Source organism: Microbacterium songi (assembly GCF_042747925.1).
Lineage (GTDB): Bacteria > Actinomycetota > Actinomycetes > Actinomycetales > Microbacteriaceae > Microbacterium.
Genome location: NZ_JBHZIE010000001.1, coordinates 629831 through 646904, shown reverse-complemented (window position 1 = coordinate 646904; position 17074 = coordinate 629831). Strand labels below are relative to the sequence as shown.

Annotated in this window: 15 protein-coding genes; 6 read left to right on the top strand and 9 right to left on the bottom strand. The window is 70.1% G+C overall.

Annotated elements, in window-relative coordinates:
* Positions 1-45: 45 nt before the first annotated feature.
* Both ACFM35_RS03315 and nhaA read right to left on the bottom strand, forming a co-directional pair.
* Positions 46-735: a nucleoside triphosphate pyrophosphohydrolase gene (locus ACFM35_RS03315; protein WP_378838290.1), complete on the bottom strand. Its 690-nt coding sequence runs from the start codon at positions 733-735 to the stop codon at positions 46-48.
* Positions 732-1898, bottom strand: coding sequence for a Na+/H+ antiporter NhaA (gene nhaA / locus ACFM35_RS03310; RefSeq protein WP_378838288.1), 1167 nt, complete (start codon positions 1896-1898; stop codon positions 732-734). Before nhaA ends, ACFM35_RS03315 begins: the two co-directional genes overlap by 4 nt.
* Positions 1899-2040: 142 nt before the next feature.
* Here nhaA and ACFM35_RS03305 point away from each other — a divergent pair, with 142 nt between their 5' ends.
* The gene (locus ACFM35_RS03305; protein ID WP_378838285.1) at positions 2041-4716 is read left to right on the top strand and encodes a phosphoenolpyruvate carboxylase; all 2676 of its coding nucleotides are present in this window, start codon (positions 2041-2043) and stop codon (positions 4714-4716) included.
* 50 nt (positions 4717-4766) lie between these two features.
* Positions 4767-4991, top strand: coding sequence for a hypothetical protein (locus ACFM35_RS03300; protein WP_378838282.1), 225 nt, complete (start codon positions 4767-4769; stop codon positions 4989-4991).
* Positions 4992-5022: 31 nt separating this feature from the next.
* Here the strand turns inward: ACFM35_RS03300 and ACFM35_RS03295 are convergent, their stop codons facing one another.
* From ACFM35_RS03295 to mfd, 4 genes are read right to left on the bottom strand one after another with little or no spacing between them, the layout of a single operon-like run.
* Positions 5023-5622, bottom strand: coding sequence for a gamma carbonic anhydrase family protein (locus tag ACFM35_RS03295; RefSeq protein ID WP_378838280.1), 600 nt, complete (start codon positions 5620-5622; stop codon positions 5023-5025).
* A 49-nt stretch (positions 5623-5671) separates the two neighbouring features.
* Positions 5672-5824, bottom strand: coding sequence for a hypothetical protein (locus ACFM35_RS03290; RefSeq protein WP_378838278.1), 153 nt, complete (start codon positions 5822-5824; stop codon positions 5672-5674).
* A 21-nt stretch (positions 5825-5845) separates the two neighbouring features.
* Positions 5846-6490 carry a trimeric intracellular cation channel family protein gene (locus ACFM35_RS03285; RefSeq protein ID WP_378838276.1) on the bottom strand — a complete coding sequence of 215 codons (645 nt, stop codon included), beginning with the start codon at positions 6488-6490 and terminating at the stop codon, positions 5846-5848.
* Positions 6487-10137, bottom strand: a complete 3651-nt coding sequence (gene mfd, locus ACFM35_RS03280) for a transcription-repair coupling factor (RefSeq protein ID WP_378838274.1) — start codon at positions 10135-10137, stop codon at positions 6487-6489. The genes ACFM35_RS03285 and mfd overlap by 4 nt, the downstream gene beginning before the upstream one ends.
* 49 nt (positions 10138-10186) lie before the next feature.
* Between mfd and ACFM35_RS03275 the strand changes: the two genes are divergently transcribed.
* The 4 genes from ACFM35_RS03275 (at position 10187) to ACFM35_RS03260 (ending at position 14002) form a co-directional block, all read left to right on the top strand.
* A complete protein-coding gene (locus ACFM35_RS03275; RefSeq protein ID WP_378838272.1) occupies positions 10187-10933 on the top strand; it encodes a hypothetical protein in 747 nt (248 codons plus the stop codon).
* An 85-nt stretch (positions 10934-11018) separates the two neighbouring features.
* A complete protein-coding gene (locus tag ACFM35_RS03270) occupies positions 11019-12188 on the top strand; it encodes a LolA family protein (protein WP_378838270.1) in 1170 nt (389 codons plus the stop codon).
* 10 nt (positions 12189-12198) lie between these two features.
* Positions 12199-13167: an ABC transporter ATP-binding protein gene (locus tag ACFM35_RS03265; protein WP_378838267.1), complete on the top strand. Its 969-nt coding sequence runs from the start codon at positions 12199-12201 to the stop codon at positions 13165-13167.
* Positions 13154-14002 carry an ABC transporter permease gene (locus ACFM35_RS03260; RefSeq protein WP_378838265.1) on the top strand — a complete coding sequence of 283 codons (849 nt, stop codon included), beginning with the start codon at positions 13154-13156 and terminating at the stop codon, positions 14000-14002. The genes ACFM35_RS03265 and ACFM35_RS03260 overlap by 14 nt, the downstream gene beginning before the upstream one ends.
* 54 nt (positions 14003-14056) lie before the next feature.
* Here ACFM35_RS03260 and ACFM35_RS03255 read toward each other — a convergent pair whose 3' ends face one another.
* The 3 genes from ACFM35_RS03255 to ACFM35_RS03245 all read right to left on the bottom strand — a co-directional run bounded on the left by ACFM35_RS03255 (position 14057) and on the right by ACFM35_RS03245 (position 16980).
* Positions 14057-15583 (bottom strand): SPFH domain-containing protein, encoded by a 1527-nt coding sequence (locus ACFM35_RS03255; protein WP_378838262.1) that lies wholly within the window; start codon positions 15581-15583, stop codon positions 14057-14059.
* A gap of 93 nt (positions 15584-15676) precedes the next feature.
* Entirely contained in the window at positions 15677-16261 is a 585-nt protein-coding gene (gene pth, locus ACFM35_RS03250) for an aminoacyl-tRNA hydrolase (RefSeq protein WP_378838259.1), read from the bottom strand.
* A gap of 83 nt (positions 16262-16344) precedes the next feature.
* Positions 16345-16980 (bottom strand): 50S ribosomal protein L25/general stress protein Ctc, encoded by a 636-nt coding sequence (locus ACFM35_RS03245; protein WP_378838257.1) that lies wholly within the window; start codon positions 16978-16980, stop codon positions 16345-16347.
* Between the last annotated feature and the right edge of the window lie 94 nt (positions 16981-17074).

The window sequence follows — 17074 nt, the reverse complement described above, 5'->3', positions numbered from 1 at the left end:
CGGGTTCACGGATGCCACGTCCCCATTGTTCCAGGTGGCGCGAGGTCAGCCCACCTCGGCGTCACGGATCTGCCGGTCCAGGGTGCGCAGACGCTCGCGGAGCGCCCGCTCGGCGTCCCACCCGCGAGCGCGCGCCTGCGCCACGAGGGCGAGGAGCGCATCGCCGAGCTCAGCCTCGTCGCGCGGCGCGACTCCGTTCGGCGCGACGGCGTCGGGCGGAGCGCCGTCGGGCAGCGCGTCGACCTGGCGCGCCTTGCCGAGCATCTTCTGCGCGAGCGCCAGAGACGGCATGTGCGTCGACACGCCGTCGAGCACACTCGTGCGCTGATGCTTCTCCGCGGCCTTCGCCGCGTTCCACAGGACGAGCACCTGATCAGGCGTCTCGGCGATCTCTCCGGCGAAGACGTGCGGATGCCGGCGGATCATCTTCTCGGTGAGCCCGCGGGCCACATCGTCGATGTCGAACGGGTCGTCGCCGTCGCGGGAGGCGATCTCGGCGTGGAACAGCACCTGCCACAGCAGGTCGCCCAGTTCTTCGCGCAGTTCCGCTCGGTCGCCCGTCTCGACCGCGTCGACCAGCTCGCTGCTCTCCTCGATCAGGTAGGGGACGAGCTCGCGATGGTCGATCTGCTGCGTCCACACACAGCGATCGCGCACCGCGCGCATCGTCTCGGCGGCTTCCCGCAACGCGTCCGGTCGCCGGTCCGCGTGCGCGTCCTCGTGATCCTGCGTCATGCCGGCACCGGCACATCCGTCGGCAGAGTGCTGCGGCGATGGTGGCGGGCCCGCCACGACACCAGCACCGCCGCGAGGGCGAGAGAGATGAGGGATCCGCCGAGCACGCCCAGAATCGCCTCATCGCGCACGGCCGCGCTATCTGCGAACGCGAGATTCGCCAGCAGGAGCGACACCGTGAATCCGATGCCGCCCAGGGCGCCCGCGGCCAGCAGATCGGCGAAGGCGATCTTCGGGTGGCCGCCGCTCCCGAAGCGCTGAGCCAGCCAGCCCGCCCCGGCGATGCCGATGATCTTCCCCACCGGAAGGGCGATCAGGATCCCCCAGAAGGCGGGCGAGAGCTCGCCGATACCGAGAGACGGGATCACGACCAGCGCCGCGGTGAAGGCGAAGACCGGCAGCACGATCGCGTTCACCCACGGCTCGATGGCGTGTCGCACGCGCAGCGCCGGGCTCTGCGACATCGCGAGGCCCAGCACGACACCCGCGATCGTCGCGTGCACCCCCGATCCGAGCACGAGCACCCACGTGAGGACGGCGAGCACAACCATGAGCGAGATCACGAGCGGACGCCCGCGCGTGTCGAGATTGCGACTCAGGACGGCGAACGCGATGACCGCCACAAGCGCTCCCACCAGCATCCACACGTTCACATCCGTGGCGAAGAGCACCGCGATGAAGACGATGCCGACGATGTCGTCGAGGATCGCGAGCGCGAGGAGGAACACGCGCACCGCAGAGGGGAGGCCGCGGCCGAAGACCGCGAGCACTCCGAGGGCGAACGCGATGTCGGTCGCGGTGGGGATCGGCCAGCCTTCGGCCACATCGGTCCCTGCAGTGAACGCGAGGTACGCCGCGATGGGCACGATCACCCCGCCCGCCGCGGCGATGGCCGGCTGCACGGCGCGGCTGAAGCTGCGCAGCTCTCCCCGCGTCAGCTCGAACTGCAGCTCGACCGACACGACGAAGAAGAAAATCACCAGCAGGCCATCCGACACCCAGTGCGCGAGCGACAGATCGATGATCGACCCCGGCACGCCCAGATGGGCGTGGGAGACATCGATGACGGCCGCACCGATCGGACTGTTGGCCACCGCCAGGCCGACCACGGCGGCGAGCAGCAGCAGTATCGCGGGGAATCGTGCGGAGCGCAGCAGGGACATGGAACCTTTCCGGCGGGGCATGACGCCCGATCCAGACGGCGACGATCGCCGACGCCGACCAGACTTCCCGGCACTCCGCCGTCCATGTTACCGAGCGTCACGATGTCACTTCTCGGAAACACCGTCCCGATAGATTTGCGGGATGCGCGAGCTCACCCAGACCGAAGCCATCGATCTCGTCGGACGATTCGAGGCCGGTCAAGAGATTCCCGTGCAGATGAGATCCAACGTGCGCATGCTCGGCTCTCTCCTCGGCCAGGTGCTGCGCGAGAGCGGCTCCCCCGGCTTGTTCGACGACGTCGAAAGACTGCGCACCGCCACCATCCACGCCTACACCGATGAGACCTCCGAGGCGTTCGAGCGTGCCGCGGACATCGCCGACTCCTTCACGGTCGCCCGGGCCGACGAGGTCGCCCGCGCGTTCACCGCCTACTTCCACCTCGTCAACCTGACCGAGGAGCACCAGCGTGTCCGCGTGCTGCGCGAACGCGACGGGCGCCCCGACAAGGAGAACGCGTCGGACTCGGTCGCCGCCGCCTTCGTTCGCCTGGCCGCGGAGGTCGGCGACGACACCGCGCTCGAGCGCCTGCGCGGGTTGCGCTTCCACCCGGTCTTCACCGCGCACCCGACCGAGGCCCGCCGTCGCGCGGTGTCCTCCAGCATCCGACGCCTCGCGGAGCTCCTCGACGAGCACGAGAGCTCGCTGCAGGGCGGGGCCGATCGACGTCGCGCCGAGCGGAGGATGCTGGAGGAGATCGACATCCTCTGGCGGACGGCGCCCCTCCGCTCGGAGAAGCCCTCGCCCACCGACGAGGTGCGAGCCATCATGGCGGTGTTCGACGAGACCCTCTTCACCGCGGTGCCGCACGTCTACCGCCGGGTCGACGATGCCCTGCAGGGCCCGGCTGCGGGCTGGCGGCCACCCGTGGTGCAGCCCTTTGTGCGCATCGGCTCGTGGGTGGGCGGCGACCGCGACGGCAACCCCTTCGTGACCGCATCCGTCACGCGGAAGGCGGCCGCGATCGCCAGCGAGCACGTGCTGCTGGGCCTGGAGCGGGCGACGAGCCGCATCGGACGCGGCCTCACCCTGGATGCCGTCACCACTCCCCCGAGCGATGCGCTGCTGGCCCTCTGGCGGCGGCTGAAGTCCGCCGACGACGAGGCTGCGACGGAGATCGCCAAGCGGTCGCCCAACGAGCCGCACCGCCGGGTGCTTCTGCTGATCGGACGCAAGATCGCCGCGACCCGCCTGCGCGACGCGGACCTCGCCTACGGCGTTCCTGACGAGCTGCTCGCCGACCTCACCGTCGTGCAGTCCTCGATCGCGCAGGCGGGTGCCGCACGCCAGGCGTACGGCCACCTGCAGCAGCTCATCTGGCAGGTGCAGACGTTCGGCTTCCACCTCACCGAGCTCGAAGTGCGGCAGCACTCCGCCGTGCACGCCAAGGTCCTGGCCGAGCTCGATGCCGGCGGAGAACGCAGCGAGCTCACCGAGGAGGTGCTCGACGTCTTCCGGGCGGTCGCGTACATCCAGAAGCGCTTCGGTCCACGCGCGGCCGGACGCTACGTCGTGTCGTTCACCCAGTCGGCGCAGGACCTGGCGAACGTGCATCGTCTGGCCGCGTACGCCGCGGGCGCCGACGGCACGCCCCCCGTGCTGGACGTCGTCCCCCTCTTCGAGACCTTCGCCGACCTGCAGGCGGCCCCGGCGATCCTCCGCGAGATCGTCGAGCACCCGGAGTTCGCCGCGCGCCTGGAAAGCACCGGCCGGCGCCTCGAGGTCATGCTCGGCTATTCGGACTCGTCGAAGGATGTCGGTCCCGTCGCTGCGAACCTCGCACTCTACGTCGCGCAGGCGGAGATCTCGGCCTGGGCGGAGGAGAACGCGATCGAGCTCACGCTCTTCCACGGGCGCGGCGGAGCGCTCGGGCGCGGCGGCGGTCCCGCGAACTCCGCCGTTCTGGCGCAGCCCCCGCACTCCGTCGACGGGCGCTTCAAGCTCACGGAGCAGGGCGAAGTCATCTTCGCGCGCTACGGTGACCCCGCCATCGCGATGCGGCACATCGATCAGGTGGCGGCGGCGGTGCTCATGGCGTCCGCGCCGTCGATCGAGAGGCGCAACAGCACGGCGGCCGCCGACTACGCCGACGTCGCCTCGACGATGGACGAGGCATCCCGCCGGCGCTTCTTCGACCTCGTGAAAGCGCCCGGCTTCGCCTCGTGGTTCGCCCGCGTCACCCCCATGGAGGAGGTCGGCCTGCTGGCGCTCGGGTCCCGTCCCGCACGCCGAGGGCTGTCGGTCGAGTCCCTCGAAGACCTGCGAGCGATCCCCTGGGTCTTCGCGTGGACGCAGGCGCGCATCAACCTCGCCGGCTGGTTCGGTCTCGGCACGGCGCTGGAGTCCGTCGGCGACGTCGAGCGACTCACCCGCGCCTACAGCGACTGGCCCCTCTTCCGTACGATGATCGACAACGTCGCCATGAGCCTGGCGAAGGCCGATGCGCGCATCGCGCGCCGCTACCTGGACCTCGGCGACCGGGACGACCTCGCGGACCTGGTGATGGACGAGATGGAGCTGACCCGCACCTGGGTGATCCGCATCACGGGCGGCGGCGATCTCCTGCAGAACAAGGCCATCCTGCAGCGTGCCGTCAAGATGCGCAGCCCCTACGTCGACGCGCTGTCGCTGCTGCAGCTGCGCGCGTTGAAGGCTCTTCGTGACGCCCCCGCCGAGCAGACGACGCCCGACCCGGAGCAGCAGCGTCTCCTGCTGCTGTCGGTGAGCGGAGTGGCCGCAGGCCTGCAGAACACCGGGTGACCCCGCGCGTCTCCGGCCCGTCGAGGCGGCGCGAGGCTACCGTGGGCGCCATGGATCAGCAGGTCACGCCACAGACGATGAGCGCCGTCGCGCACCCGGGGCACGCCGTCACGGCCGAAGTGTGCGCGGAGTGCGGGTCGCTCGACGTGCGCGCCGTCGAGCCGCAGTGGTTCACGGTCGGATTCGACAGGCGCGATGAGCTCCATGAGCACGTCGCGTCGCATGTCGAGGGACTGGAGTTCGGATGCCGCGACTGCGGGGCGCACTGGAGTTGAGCGTTCCGCCTTCGCTCGCGCGCCCGGTCGGTCAATCCACGCGACGGTCATCAGCGTGGCGCGCCAGGCTGCGGCCGTACCGCTCGGTCAACTGCACCATGAGGTCGGGTGTCTCGCGATCGAGTCCGAACACGTAGCCGGGGAAGTCGAGGTCACGCTGAGCCTTCCAGATCTCGTCCGCGGCATCCGGCGGCAGGATCTGCACGGGGTCGCCGACCGCGACCCATCCGATCGGCACGACGGTCTCCGGAGCCAGGTGGGTGCGCAGGTGCACGACCGCGTTGATGCGCACCTCGCTCCGCTCGCCGATCCGCGCGCCGTTGAAGACCCGCGTTCCGGTGGCGAGGAAGACCTCGTCTCCGATCGTCGCGCCCGACACGCTCGCCATCGGCCCGACCAGGGTGTGATCACCGACGCGCACGGAGTTCGCGGACGTCGAGCGGACGAGCGCGTTCTCCATCACGATCGAGTTCGCGCCGATCGTGATGGCACCGCCCTCGGCGGTGATGACGGCGCCGTGCAGAACCTGCGTGTCGGCGCCGATCGTCACATCTCCGCTGATGACCGCCGTCGGGGAGATGACCGCATCGGCGTGGATGCGAGGCGTTGCCCCGAGGTGCTCGTACAGCATGGCCGATCCTTTCGTGCGGGCGATTCCGGCGCCACGCGGTGCCGGAGCCTCAGGCCGCGTTCACGCAACTGGGCGGGTGGGAAGTGCCGCTGATCGCGAGCCAGATCGCCGGCACGAGGAGGGCGGCCGCCCTCGTCCACCGTCGGTGACCCTGCTCGGTCGACGCGGAGACGTCGGCTGATCCGCTCGGTGGCGTGGTCATCCGGGCAACATAGCACGCAGGTCAGGTGAGCCGAGGAAGCGCCCACCCGAACGCCACCGCCCCCATCCGGAGGGCGAACGCCACCCCGAACCCGACCCACAGCGCCAGCCGGGGGCGGCGCGTCACGACGAGCAGGACGCCGGTGACGACGGCACCTGCGAGCGCCGCGGTCCCGTAGATGCTCTCGGACAGCACGTACGGCGTGCGATCGAGGATGACGTCTCGGACGACTCCTCCCCCGGTGGCCGCGACGGTACCCAGGATCGAGATCACCCACAGATTCGAGCCGTGCTCATAGGCCTTCTGCGCCCCGGTGACCGCGAAGAGAGCCAGGCCCGCGGCATCCAGCGTCGACAGCAGCAGCGGAGGGATGACGTCGATCACCCCGACGAGCACGAAGGTCGCGACCGCCGCGACCAAGGCGGTCGCGATGCGGCTCGGCGTGCGCAGCGCCGCGGGCGGCAGGTCTCCGAGGAGCACGTCGCGGATGATGCCGCCCATCAGCGCGACGATGAAGCCGACGACGACCACGCCGAGCAGGTCGAGACCGGCATGCGCCGCGGCCGCGGCCCCCTCGATGCCGAAGAGCGCCGTGGCCGCGATGTCGATGGCGTTGAAGGCCCGTGTGCTCAGCCTCGGACGCAGATCGCCGGGCACGTCGCTCACTGCGTGCTCGGAGCGGTGGCAGGCGCGGAAGACGGGTCGGCCGTGCCGCCTTCGGGCTTCGGGTCGGGGAACAACTGATCCAGGAGCTGTGCCACCCACGCGATCAGCGCGGCATCCTCCAGACGTTCGCCGCCGGCCGTCGGCAGCGGGATGACGAGTGCCTCGCCACTGGCGACCAGCTTGGCCTTCGGGTGCAGTCGCTGCAGCCGCACCTTGAGCGAGTCGGGCAGATTGGCCGGAGCGATACGCAGGTTGGGGCCCATCGCCACGACGTCCTCGAGACCCGCGCGAGCCGCACGCCGGCGGAGGCGGGCCACGGCGAGGAGGCCTTCGACTTCACGCGGAAGGTCGCCGTACCGGTCTCGCAGCTCTTCGACGACGAGATCGAGGGCATCCGGCTTGGCGGTGGCGGATGCCGCGGCCGACAGCTTCTGGTAGGCCTCGAGGCGCAGCCGCTCGCTGTCGATGTACGACTCCGGGATGCGGGCGTCGACCGGTAGTTCGAGGCGCAGCTCCGCCGCGGAATCGGTGTCCTCGCCGCGGAACGTGGCCACGGCTTCGCCGATCATGCGCAGATACAGATCGAACCCGACACCGGCGATGTGCCCGGCCTGTTCTGCGCCGAGCAGGTTGCCCGCCCCGCGGATCTCGAGGTCTTTGAGCGCGACCTGCATCCCGCTGCCCAGTTCGTTGTTCACCGCGATCGTCTCGAGCCGGTCGGCGGCGAGCTCGGAGAGCGGCTTCATGTCGTCGTAGAGGAAGTACGCGTACGCGCGCTCGCGTGCACGTCCGACCCGGCCCCGCAGCTGGTGCAACTGCGACAGTCCGTACTTGTCCGCGCGATCGATGATGATCGTGTTCGCGTTCGCGATGTCGAGGCCGGTCTCGATGATGGTCGTCGACACGAGCACATCGGCCCGGCGCTCCCAGAAGTCGTCGACCACGTTCTCGAGGGCGTGCTCGCCCATCTGCCCGTGGGCGACCGCCACACGGGCTTCGGGCACGAGCTCGGCGAGCTCGGCGGCGACCCGCTGGATCGACTGCACCCGGTTGTGCACGTAGAACACCTGTCCCTCGCGGAGCAGCTCGCGGCGGATGGCTGCGGCGATCTGCTTCTCGTTGCGCGGGCCGACGTACGACAGAATCGGATGCCGGTCTTCGGGCGGCGTCGCGAGCGTCGACATCTCCCGGATGCCGGTGACGGCCATCTCGAGCGTCCGCGGGATCGGGGTGGCGCTCATCGCGAGGATGTCGACGTTCGTCTTGAGCTTCTTCAGCTTGTCCTTGTGCTCGACGCCGAAGCGCTGCTCCTCGTCGATGATCATCAGCCCGAGATCCTTGAAGATCACCCCTTCGGTGAGGATGCGGTGCGTGCCGATGACCATGTCGACCGTGCCGTCGGTGATGCCGGCGAGCGTCTCACGTGCTTCTTTGTCACTCTGGAAGCGCGAGAGGGCCTTGACCTTCACCGGGAATCCGGCGAAGCGCTCGGTGAACGTCTCGATGTGCTGCTTGACGAGGAGGGTCGTCGGCACCAGCATCGCCACCTGCTTGCCGTCCTGGATCGCCTTGAACGCGGCGCGCACCGCCACCTCGGTCTTGCCGAAGCCCACATCCCCCGACAGCAGTCGATCCATCGGGATCGGCTTCTCCATGTCGGCCTTGATCTCGTCGATCGTCTGGAGCTGGTCGAGGGTCTCGGCGAACGGGAAGGCCTCCTCCAACTCGCGCTGCCAGGGGGTGTCGGGTCCGAAGGCGTGCCCCTTCGACGCCATCCGTGCGGAGTAGAGCTTCACGAGCTCGACGGCGATGTCCCGGACGGCCTTGCGCGCCCGGCCCTTCGCCTGCGCCCAATCGCTGCCGCCCATCTTCGACAGCACGGGCGCCTCGCCGCCCACGTAGCGCGAGAGGAGGTCGAGCTGGTCGGTGGGGACGAAGAGCTTGTCGCCGGGGTAGCCCCGCTTGGAGGGCGCGTATTCGAGGGCCAGGTACTCTCGCACGGTCTTCACGGCGTTTCGCCCGCCGCTGGACACTTCGCGCTGCGTCATCTCGACGAACCGACCGATGCCGTGCGTGGAGTGCACGACGAAATCGCCGGGCTTGAGCTGCAGCGGGTCCACGACGTTGCGCCGCCGTGACGCGAGCTTCTTCACCACGCGCGAGTCGCTGCCGATCGTGCGCCCGTAGAACTCCGTCTCGGTGAGCACGGCGAGCTTGGCGTCGCGCACCTCGAATCCGCGCTCGAGGTCGCTCACGACGATGTGCGCCACTCCGGGCTCCGGGGGGACGAGCACGGCGTCGACCATCCGTGCGGCGATGCCGCGCTCGGCGAGGACGTCGCGCGCTCGCTCCACGAGGCCGGTGCCCGAGGCGGCGACGACGACGCTCCAGCCGTCGGCGAGGAGCTCGCCGACGTGCGCGGTCGCGCCGTCGATGTTGCCCTGGAACGACGGCACGCTGGTTCCCGGCACGCGGATCACGCGCGCGGCTTCGAGGGCGACGTCGATGTCGGGATCGAGCAGTCCCTCGGCCAGGCTGTCGGCGGCGCCGGAGTCGAAGGCGCTGAGCGTCCACCAGACGCCGTCGCGGGAATGCGCGGCCTCCCGCAGTCGAGGGAGCGTCACGAAGTCGCCCGCTCCCAGGTCGACCGGCGTCTGCGCTCCCGCCGTCGCCGCGTTCCACGCGGCTTCGAGGAATTCGCGGTTCGTGTCGCTGAGCGTCCGCGCGCGGGTCACGGATCGCTCAGGATCGACGAGCGCGACGGCGGAACCCCGCGGCAGATAGTCCACCAGGGTGACGACCTCGTCGACCACGGCCGGCGTCAGCGACTCCATCCCCTCCACGGGGATGCCCTCGCTCATCTTCTCGAGCATGCCCCGGATGCCGGGGAACCGGGGAATCAGCTCGCGCGCGCGTTCGCGCACCGACGCCGTCAGCAGCAGCTCGCGACTCGGCGAGATGTGCACGGTCGGCACATCGCCGGACAGCGAGCGCTGATCGGCGACCGAGAACGCCCGGATCTGATCGACCTCGTCTCCGAAGAACTCGATGCGGTAGGGGTGGTCGGCGACGGCGGGGAAGACGTCGAGGATGCCGCCGCGCACGGCGAACTCGCCGCGGCGCGACACCATGTCGACGCGCAGGTAGGCGAGCTCGACGAGTCGCTCGATGACGCCCTCGAGCTCTTCGCCCCGTCCGCCCATCGTGAGGACGATGGGCGGCAGATCCAGCAGACCGCCGGCGAGCGGCTGAAGGGCGGCGCGCACGGACGCGGTGATCACGAGCGGCGCGTCGCCGTCCCACTCGGCGACGCGCCGAAGGGCGTCCAGTCGCTGCCCGACCGTCTCGGTGCTCGGGCTGAGCCGTTCGTGCGGGAGGGTCTCCCACGCGGGGAAGTGGATCGAGCTCGCGCCCGGCAGCACGGCCGCCAGCGCCGGGCCGAGGGACTCGGCGCGACGACCCGTCGGCGTCACGACCAGCAGAACGCCGCCGCGGCCGGCGGACCGGCGCCGTTCCACGAGAGCAGCGAGGAGCGGGGCGTCCAGCCCCTCGGCGAGGGAGAACTCCGCATCGATGGGAGCTGCGGATGCGGCATCCGCGAACGATTCCGCGCGCTCGAGGGCGCGGACGATCCCGGGAACTGTCACCGGACGAGTCTACGGCGAGTCTGGGACACCCGACTCGTAGGATGGCGGAGTGAGCGACCAGGATCCCGCCGTCCCCTCCCCTCCGCCGGCCTCGACCGCACCGCCGATGCCTCCCACGCCGCCGGCTCCGCCCTCCGTCCCGCCGACGCCGCCCGCAGGTCACCCGCACGGTACTCCCGCGTACAGTGCACCCGCGGCACCCGGCTATGCAGCACCGGGCTACGCGGAACCGGGCTACGCGGCACCCGTCTCCTCGGCACCGGGCTACGCGGCACCGGGCTACGCCGCACCCGGCTACGCGGCACCCGGCTACGCCGCACAGAACCCCGGTGCACCGGCGTTTGCCGCGCCCTACAGCGCACCGAGCGGCGGTGCTTTCCGTCCCGAACCGACCCCTGCCGGTTCCGCCACGCTGGGCATCGTCGCCCTGATCGCGGCGACGGCGGCCCTCGTGCTGTGCACCGTCGTCGGTGCGATCGCCACCGCCGACATCGGAGCAGGTGTCGCACCGCAGCTCACGTCGACGATGTCATCGAGCTCGTGGGACTGGAGCATCCTGTCATCCGTTCGCGGTTCCGTCCTCCTGGTCGAGGTCGCGTTCTGGGTGGGTACCGCGCTCGGCATCTGGGGGATCGTGCAGGGCATCTTCGCGACGGTCAAGCGCCGCGGACGCGGGTACGGTATCGCCGCGATCGCGGTCGGTGTCATCGCGCCCGTCGTCTTCAGCGTCACCCTCTACATCGTGTTCTTCGTGGCCCTCGCCGGCGAGGCCGCGAAGCTCGGCCTGATGACCTGACGAACGGAGCTCGACCTCGCGAGCCGTCGGGCGGGACGCGCACGGCTCCCGCCCGGAGATCGCCCCGTGAGCGTACGATGTGAAGATGAGCCCACGAACATCTGGGCGCCCCGGTCGTCGCCTCTTCATCGCGATTCCTGCTGTCGCCGTCCCCGTCGCCATAGCCGCCGTGATCCTGGTGCCGATGCAGGCCGTCGGCGCCGTCGATCTTCCCGACAAGACCCCTCAGGAACTCCTGGCGTTCGTCCAATCGGAGCACGTCGACCAGCTCAGCGGCACCCTTGAGCAGACCTCCGATCTGGGTATCCCCGATCTGTCCGCCCTCCTGGGCGGGAGCGGATCGTCCGAGGCGCCGACGAGCGAGGCGACGACGACCGAGGATCTCCTCGCACTGGCCACCGGTTCGTACTCGGCACGTGTCTACCTCGATCAGGACCGTGCGCGTCTGCAGGTGCTGGATGATCTCGCCGAGCGCAACATCTACGTGGACGCCGACGCGGCCACCGGGTGGTTCGTCGACTCGGAGTCGCAGACGGCCACGCGCGTGTCGCTGCCCGACCGCGCGGCGCTCGAGAAGCCCGCGCCCCCCGCCGATGCCGGGTCGGAACTGCCGACCCCGGAGGCGATGCTCGAGCGAGCGCTCGCCGATCTCGATGAGAGCACCGATGTGTCCGTGGGAACCGACGGGCGGGTGGCGGGCCGTGATGCGTACGAGCTCGTCCTGACGCCGCGATCCGACAGCACCCTGGTCGGCAGCGTCCGGTTCGCGATCGATGGCGAGAACGGGACAGCACTCGCGGCATCCGTCACCGCCCGGGGCGCCGACCAGCCTGCGTTCCAGGTGGCCTTCACCGATGTGTCCTTCGCGGCACCGGATCCTGCCGACCTCTCGTTCACGCCGAGCGCCCAGCTCACGGTGACGGAGAAGGAGATCACGCTGCCCACGGCCGTTCAGGTCGAGCGATGGCGCGCGGATGCGGAGGCCGAAGGCGGGACAGCGGATGCCGCGGCACCCACCGTCATCGGCGACGACTGGTCGACCGTCATCGAAGTCGGAGCTCCGGCAGACGGCAGTGCGCTCGACCGGCTGAGCGCCGAACAGCGGCAGCTCGTCGACACCGTGACCACCCCGGTGACGGGCGGCCGGGCGTTCGAGACCGCACTGCTGACGGTGCTGATCACCGACGACGGCCGGATCCTCGCGGGAGCGGTGCCCGTGGAACGTCTCGTGGACGCCGCCGGCTCCGGCCGCTGACGGACCGCGGGTGTCCGTGCTCGACGAGTTCGCGATCGAGACGGACGGTCTGACGAAGCGATTCCGCCGCCAGACCGCCGTCGCGGGCATCGATCTTCGTGTTCCGCGCGGCTCGGTGTTCGGCTTCCTCGGTCCCAACGGCTCGGGGAAGACCACCACCATCCGGATGCTCCTGGGGCTGGTGCGGCCCACGTCCGGAGAAGCTCGACTCCTCGGGTCGGCGATGCCCCGCGCGCTGGATCGCGTACTGCCCCGCGTCGGGGCACTGGTGGAGGGCCCCGCCTTCTCGCCCTACCTCTCGGGCGTTGCGAACCTGAAGCGCCTCGATGCCGCCGACCGCCATGCGGATGCCTCGACGCGCGACCGCCGCGTCGCCGATGCCCTCGACCGGGTCGGGCTGACCTCGGCGTCGCACAAGAAGGCGCATGCGTACTCGCTCGGGATGAAGCAGCGACTGGGCCTGGCGAACGCCCTGCTCGCGCCGCGCGAGCTCCTGATCCTGGACGAGCCCACCAACGGACTCGACCCGCAGGGCACGCGAGAGGTGCGAGCCCTGGTGCGCTCGCTGGCCGCCGACGGCACCACCGTGTTCGTCTCCAGCCATCTCCTGGCCGAAGTCGAGCAGCTGTGCACGCACCTCGCCGTCATGAGCGCGGGCTCCCTCGTCGCGCAGGGCACGCTCGAGCAGTTCCGACAGGCAGGGGGACGACCGCGCATCCGCGTGCAGACACCGGACCTCGCCACCGCCCATGCCGTGCTGGTCGGGCTCGGGCTCGACGTGACCTCCGAGCACGCGGCATCCGATCTCGATACGGTCCTCGCCACCATCGTGGACCCGACCGCGGCCCCCGAGCCGGAGGCGGTCGTCGCTGCCCTGGTGTCGGCCGGGGTCCGCGTGCGCGGCTTCGCGCTCGAGGGTGTCAGCCTCGAACAGCGCTTCGTGGAACTCACCGGTGAGGGCTTCGATGTCGTCGCCTGAACCTCTCCGCACGCGTTCGGGCGGAACGACGAGGCTCCTGGGCAACGAACTCGCGACGCTCTTCCGGAGGTCGCGCACGTGGGCCATGCTCGGAGCGCTCGCGCTCATCCCGATCCTCCTCGGCGTGGCGCTGCGGATTGCGGGGGGCACGAGCGCAGGGCGCGGCCCGGCGTTCCTCGACCAGATCACGAACAACGGGCTGTTCGTCGGCGTCGCCGCCACGACCGTCGCGATCCCGCTGTTCCTCCCTCTCACCATCAGCGTGACCGCGGGAGACGCGATCGCCGGTGAGGCGAGCCACGGCACCCTGCGCTATCTGCTGATCGCGCCGGCAGGTCGTGTGCGGCTGCTGCTGGTGAAGTACCTCGCCGCCGCGGCCTTCTGCCTCGCCGCATCGCTCACCCTGGTCATCGCCGGCACGGTCGTGGGGTGGGCCCTGTTCCCGATCGGACCGGTGACGCTCGTCTCCGGGACGGAGGTGTCGGTGGGAGAGGGGCTGCTGCGGTTCTTGGGCATCGCCGCGTACGTCACCGTATCTCTCCTGGGTCTTTCGGCGATCGGTCTCTTCCTCTCGACGCTCACCACGGTGCCGGTCGGTGCGATGGCCGCGACCGCCATCCTCGCCGTGGCGTCGCAGATCGCCGGGGCGATCCCGCAGCTCTCGGCGCTGCATCCGTTCCTGTTCACCGATCGATGGCTCGATTTCGGCGACCTGTTGCGCGCACCCGTGGTCTGGGACTCGTTCGTCGGCAACGCCGGATTGCAGGCGGCGTACATCGCGGTCTTCGGCGCGGCCGCGGTGCTGCGGTTCACGACGCGCGACGTGCTGTCATAGCGGAGCGGGCAGAGCGGCCGGATGCCCCGCCGGCCGGCAGACGGGGGTGACCGCTCAGGCGGACGCGGAGTCGCCGCCGCGGTTCGCGGCCGGGGTCTCCTCGGCCCCTGCGGGAGCAGGACGCCGGCCTTCGGCGATCCCGCGCCCCAGAGCCTGGCCCTGGATGATGGCGCCCAGGTCGAGTCCGCTGGCGGCCTTCACACTCTCGAACGTCGCCGTCAGGCTCGCGGACTGTTCGCGCGCGAGGTGGGTGGCCGCGCTGTCGCCGCCGATCAGCGTGATGTTGCCGACCTTCTCGTAGCCCTTGGCGAACTCGGCCATGAGCTGCGGCAGCTGACCGATGATCTCCCTGGCCAGGATCGCGTCCTGATTCTGTCGCAGCGCCTCCGCCTCGGCCGCGATGGCATCGGCCGCCGCGGTGCCTCGAAGGCGCACCGACTCGGATTCCGCGTCCGCGCGCACCCGGACCGCCGCCGCATCGGCTTCCGCCTGCACGCGCACCGCGGCGGCCTCTGCGGACGCCGACGCTTCGCGGGCCTGTGCCTGGGCGTTGACCGCGTACGCCTCGGCGTCCGCGCGCTCCTGTGCGACCTTGCGGTCCGCCTCGGCGTTCTTCTGGCGCTTGTACGCCTCGGCGTCCGCCGCCGTCTGCTGCTGGTAGGCGCCGGCGTCCGCCTCGATCTGCTGGCGGTACTTGTCGGCGTCGGCGACCTTCTTCACCTCGGCGTCGAGGCGGGCCTGCGTGTTGTTCGCCTCCTGGAGGAGAACGCCCTGCTCGGCCTCCGCGCGGGCGAGGTTCTCGGCCTGCTCGGCCTGGGCGTTGGCGCGACCGACCTCGGACTTCGCGGCGGCGCTGTTCTTGTCGAGCGCGGTCTGCTCGATGAGGTTCGCCTCGTCGGCGGCGAGCTGCCGCTTCTTCACTTCGCGGAGGGCGTCGATCTCGGCGACGTCCGCCTGACGTCGCACGCGCTGCACTTCGACGGCGCCGAGCGCGGAGATGTAGTTGTTCTTGTCGGTGATGCCCTGGATGGCGAAGGAATCCAGCACGAGACCCTGTGAGAGCAGGTCGCCCGAGATGCCCTCGGCGATCTCGTCGCTGAGCTTCTGCCGGTCCTGCATGACCTGTTCCACCGTGAGCTTCGCGACCACTCCTCGCAGGGCGCCCTCGAGCTGCTCGGTGGTGAAGAGCACGATGGCCTCGTCCTGCGACGCGAACCGCTCCGCGGCACGGCGCACCTGCTCGGGTGTCGACCCGATCTTGACGAGTGCGACGCCGGTCAGATCGATCGTGACGCCGTTGATGGTCTGGGCGGTCGGCTCGAACTTGATCTGCCGCGAACGCAGCGACACCTTGTCGGAGCGCTGCGTGAGCTTGTTCACGAACGCACCGCGACCGCTGATCACGGTCATCTTGTTGGCTTCGCCCTCGGTGCTGTCGCGCGCCTTCTTTCCGACGATGACGATGGCCTCGTCGGCTTTCGGCACCTGGTACCAGGCGCGGAACACGAGGAACCCGATCAGGGCGATCACGAGGATCACCCCGACGGCTACGGCGATCGCGATGAGGACGAACAGATCCATGTGAGCTCTCCCATGAGGTTTCCGGACTGCGCGGTCACAGGCCCTACGTCGAACCTATGCGCACGGCGCGCTCGACACGAACCGGGAGCGGACTCAGGTGCGCGGCGCGTGGTGCTTCTGCTGGGCCGCGAGCAGGCCCTCATCGATCAGCTGTTCGACCGCGTCGGCGGCGTCACCGATGAGGATCGGCAGGTTCGCGCGCTCGCCGGCGGCGAACGGGTCGAGCACCCAGTCCGCGGGATCCTGACGGCCGACCGGGCGGCCGATGCCGACGCGGATGCGCGGGAACTCGGGCGTCCCCAGCGCCTTCGCGACATCGCGCACCCCGTTGTGCCCGCCGTGCCCGCCGCCGGTCTTGAGCTTGATCGTGTCGAACGGGATGTCGAGCTCGTCGTGCACGACGATCACGTGATCGGGGTCGATGCCGTAGAACTGTGCCAGGCCGGCGACGGGCCCGCCCGAGACGTTCATGAAGGAATTCGGTTTCGCCAGGACGATCTTGGCCCCTCCGGGCCGCACCCAGGTCTCCACGACACGAGCGCCGGCCTTGTGCGCACGGAAGCTCTCGCTCCGCCGACGGGCGAGCTCGTCGATCACCATCTGCCCGACGTTGTGCCGCGTCGATTCGTAGCGCGCACCCGGGTTGCCGAGTCCCGCGACCAGCCACACCTCAGCCATGTCCTCATCCTGCCTGTTCGACGGCACGAGACGCCGAAGGGCGCGACCCTCGCGGATCGCGCCCCCGGTTCGTGTCTGGAGTTCTACTCGGCCGATTCCTCGGACCCCTCGGCCTCGATCGCCTGGGCGGCCGCGACAGCGGCGTCGACCTCGGCGATCTCGTCCTCGGCGGCAAGGGCGTCCACCGGCACGGCGACGGCGATGATCAGCGTCTCGGGATCGGTGACGAGCACGGATCCGGTGGGGAGCGTCAGGTCGGCAGCCGTGATGCGCACGCCGTCCTCAAGACCCTCGACGTCGACCTCGATGGTCTCGGGGATGTGCGTGGCCTCGACCTCGAGCGCCACCGACGTGTTGTCGAGGTTGGCGATCGTGCCCGGGAACGGCTCGCCGATGACGATGATCGGCACGTCGACCTGGATCTTCTCGCCCTTCTTCACCACGAGCAGATCGATGTGCTCGATGACCTGGCGCACGGGGTCCTTCTGCACGTCCTTCACGAGGGTGAGCTGCTGTGTACCGGCGACATCGAGCTCGAGCACCGCGTTCGCGCGGCGGATGAGCAGCGCGACCTGGTGACCCGGAAGCGCCACGTGCTGCGGTTCCGCGCCGTGGCCGTAGATGACCGCGGGGATCTTGCCCTGCGCGCGAAGGCGACGGGCGTAACCCTTGCCGAAGTTCTCGCGCAGCTCGGCGCTGACCTTGTTGTCTTCCGACATGATGATTTCTCCTTGCGGGCTGGCAGGCCCTGATCTGTGGTCTGGGGGTTCGACTCGAACGCGAGCGCGTGAGGAAAGCCATGAGCCTGCATCA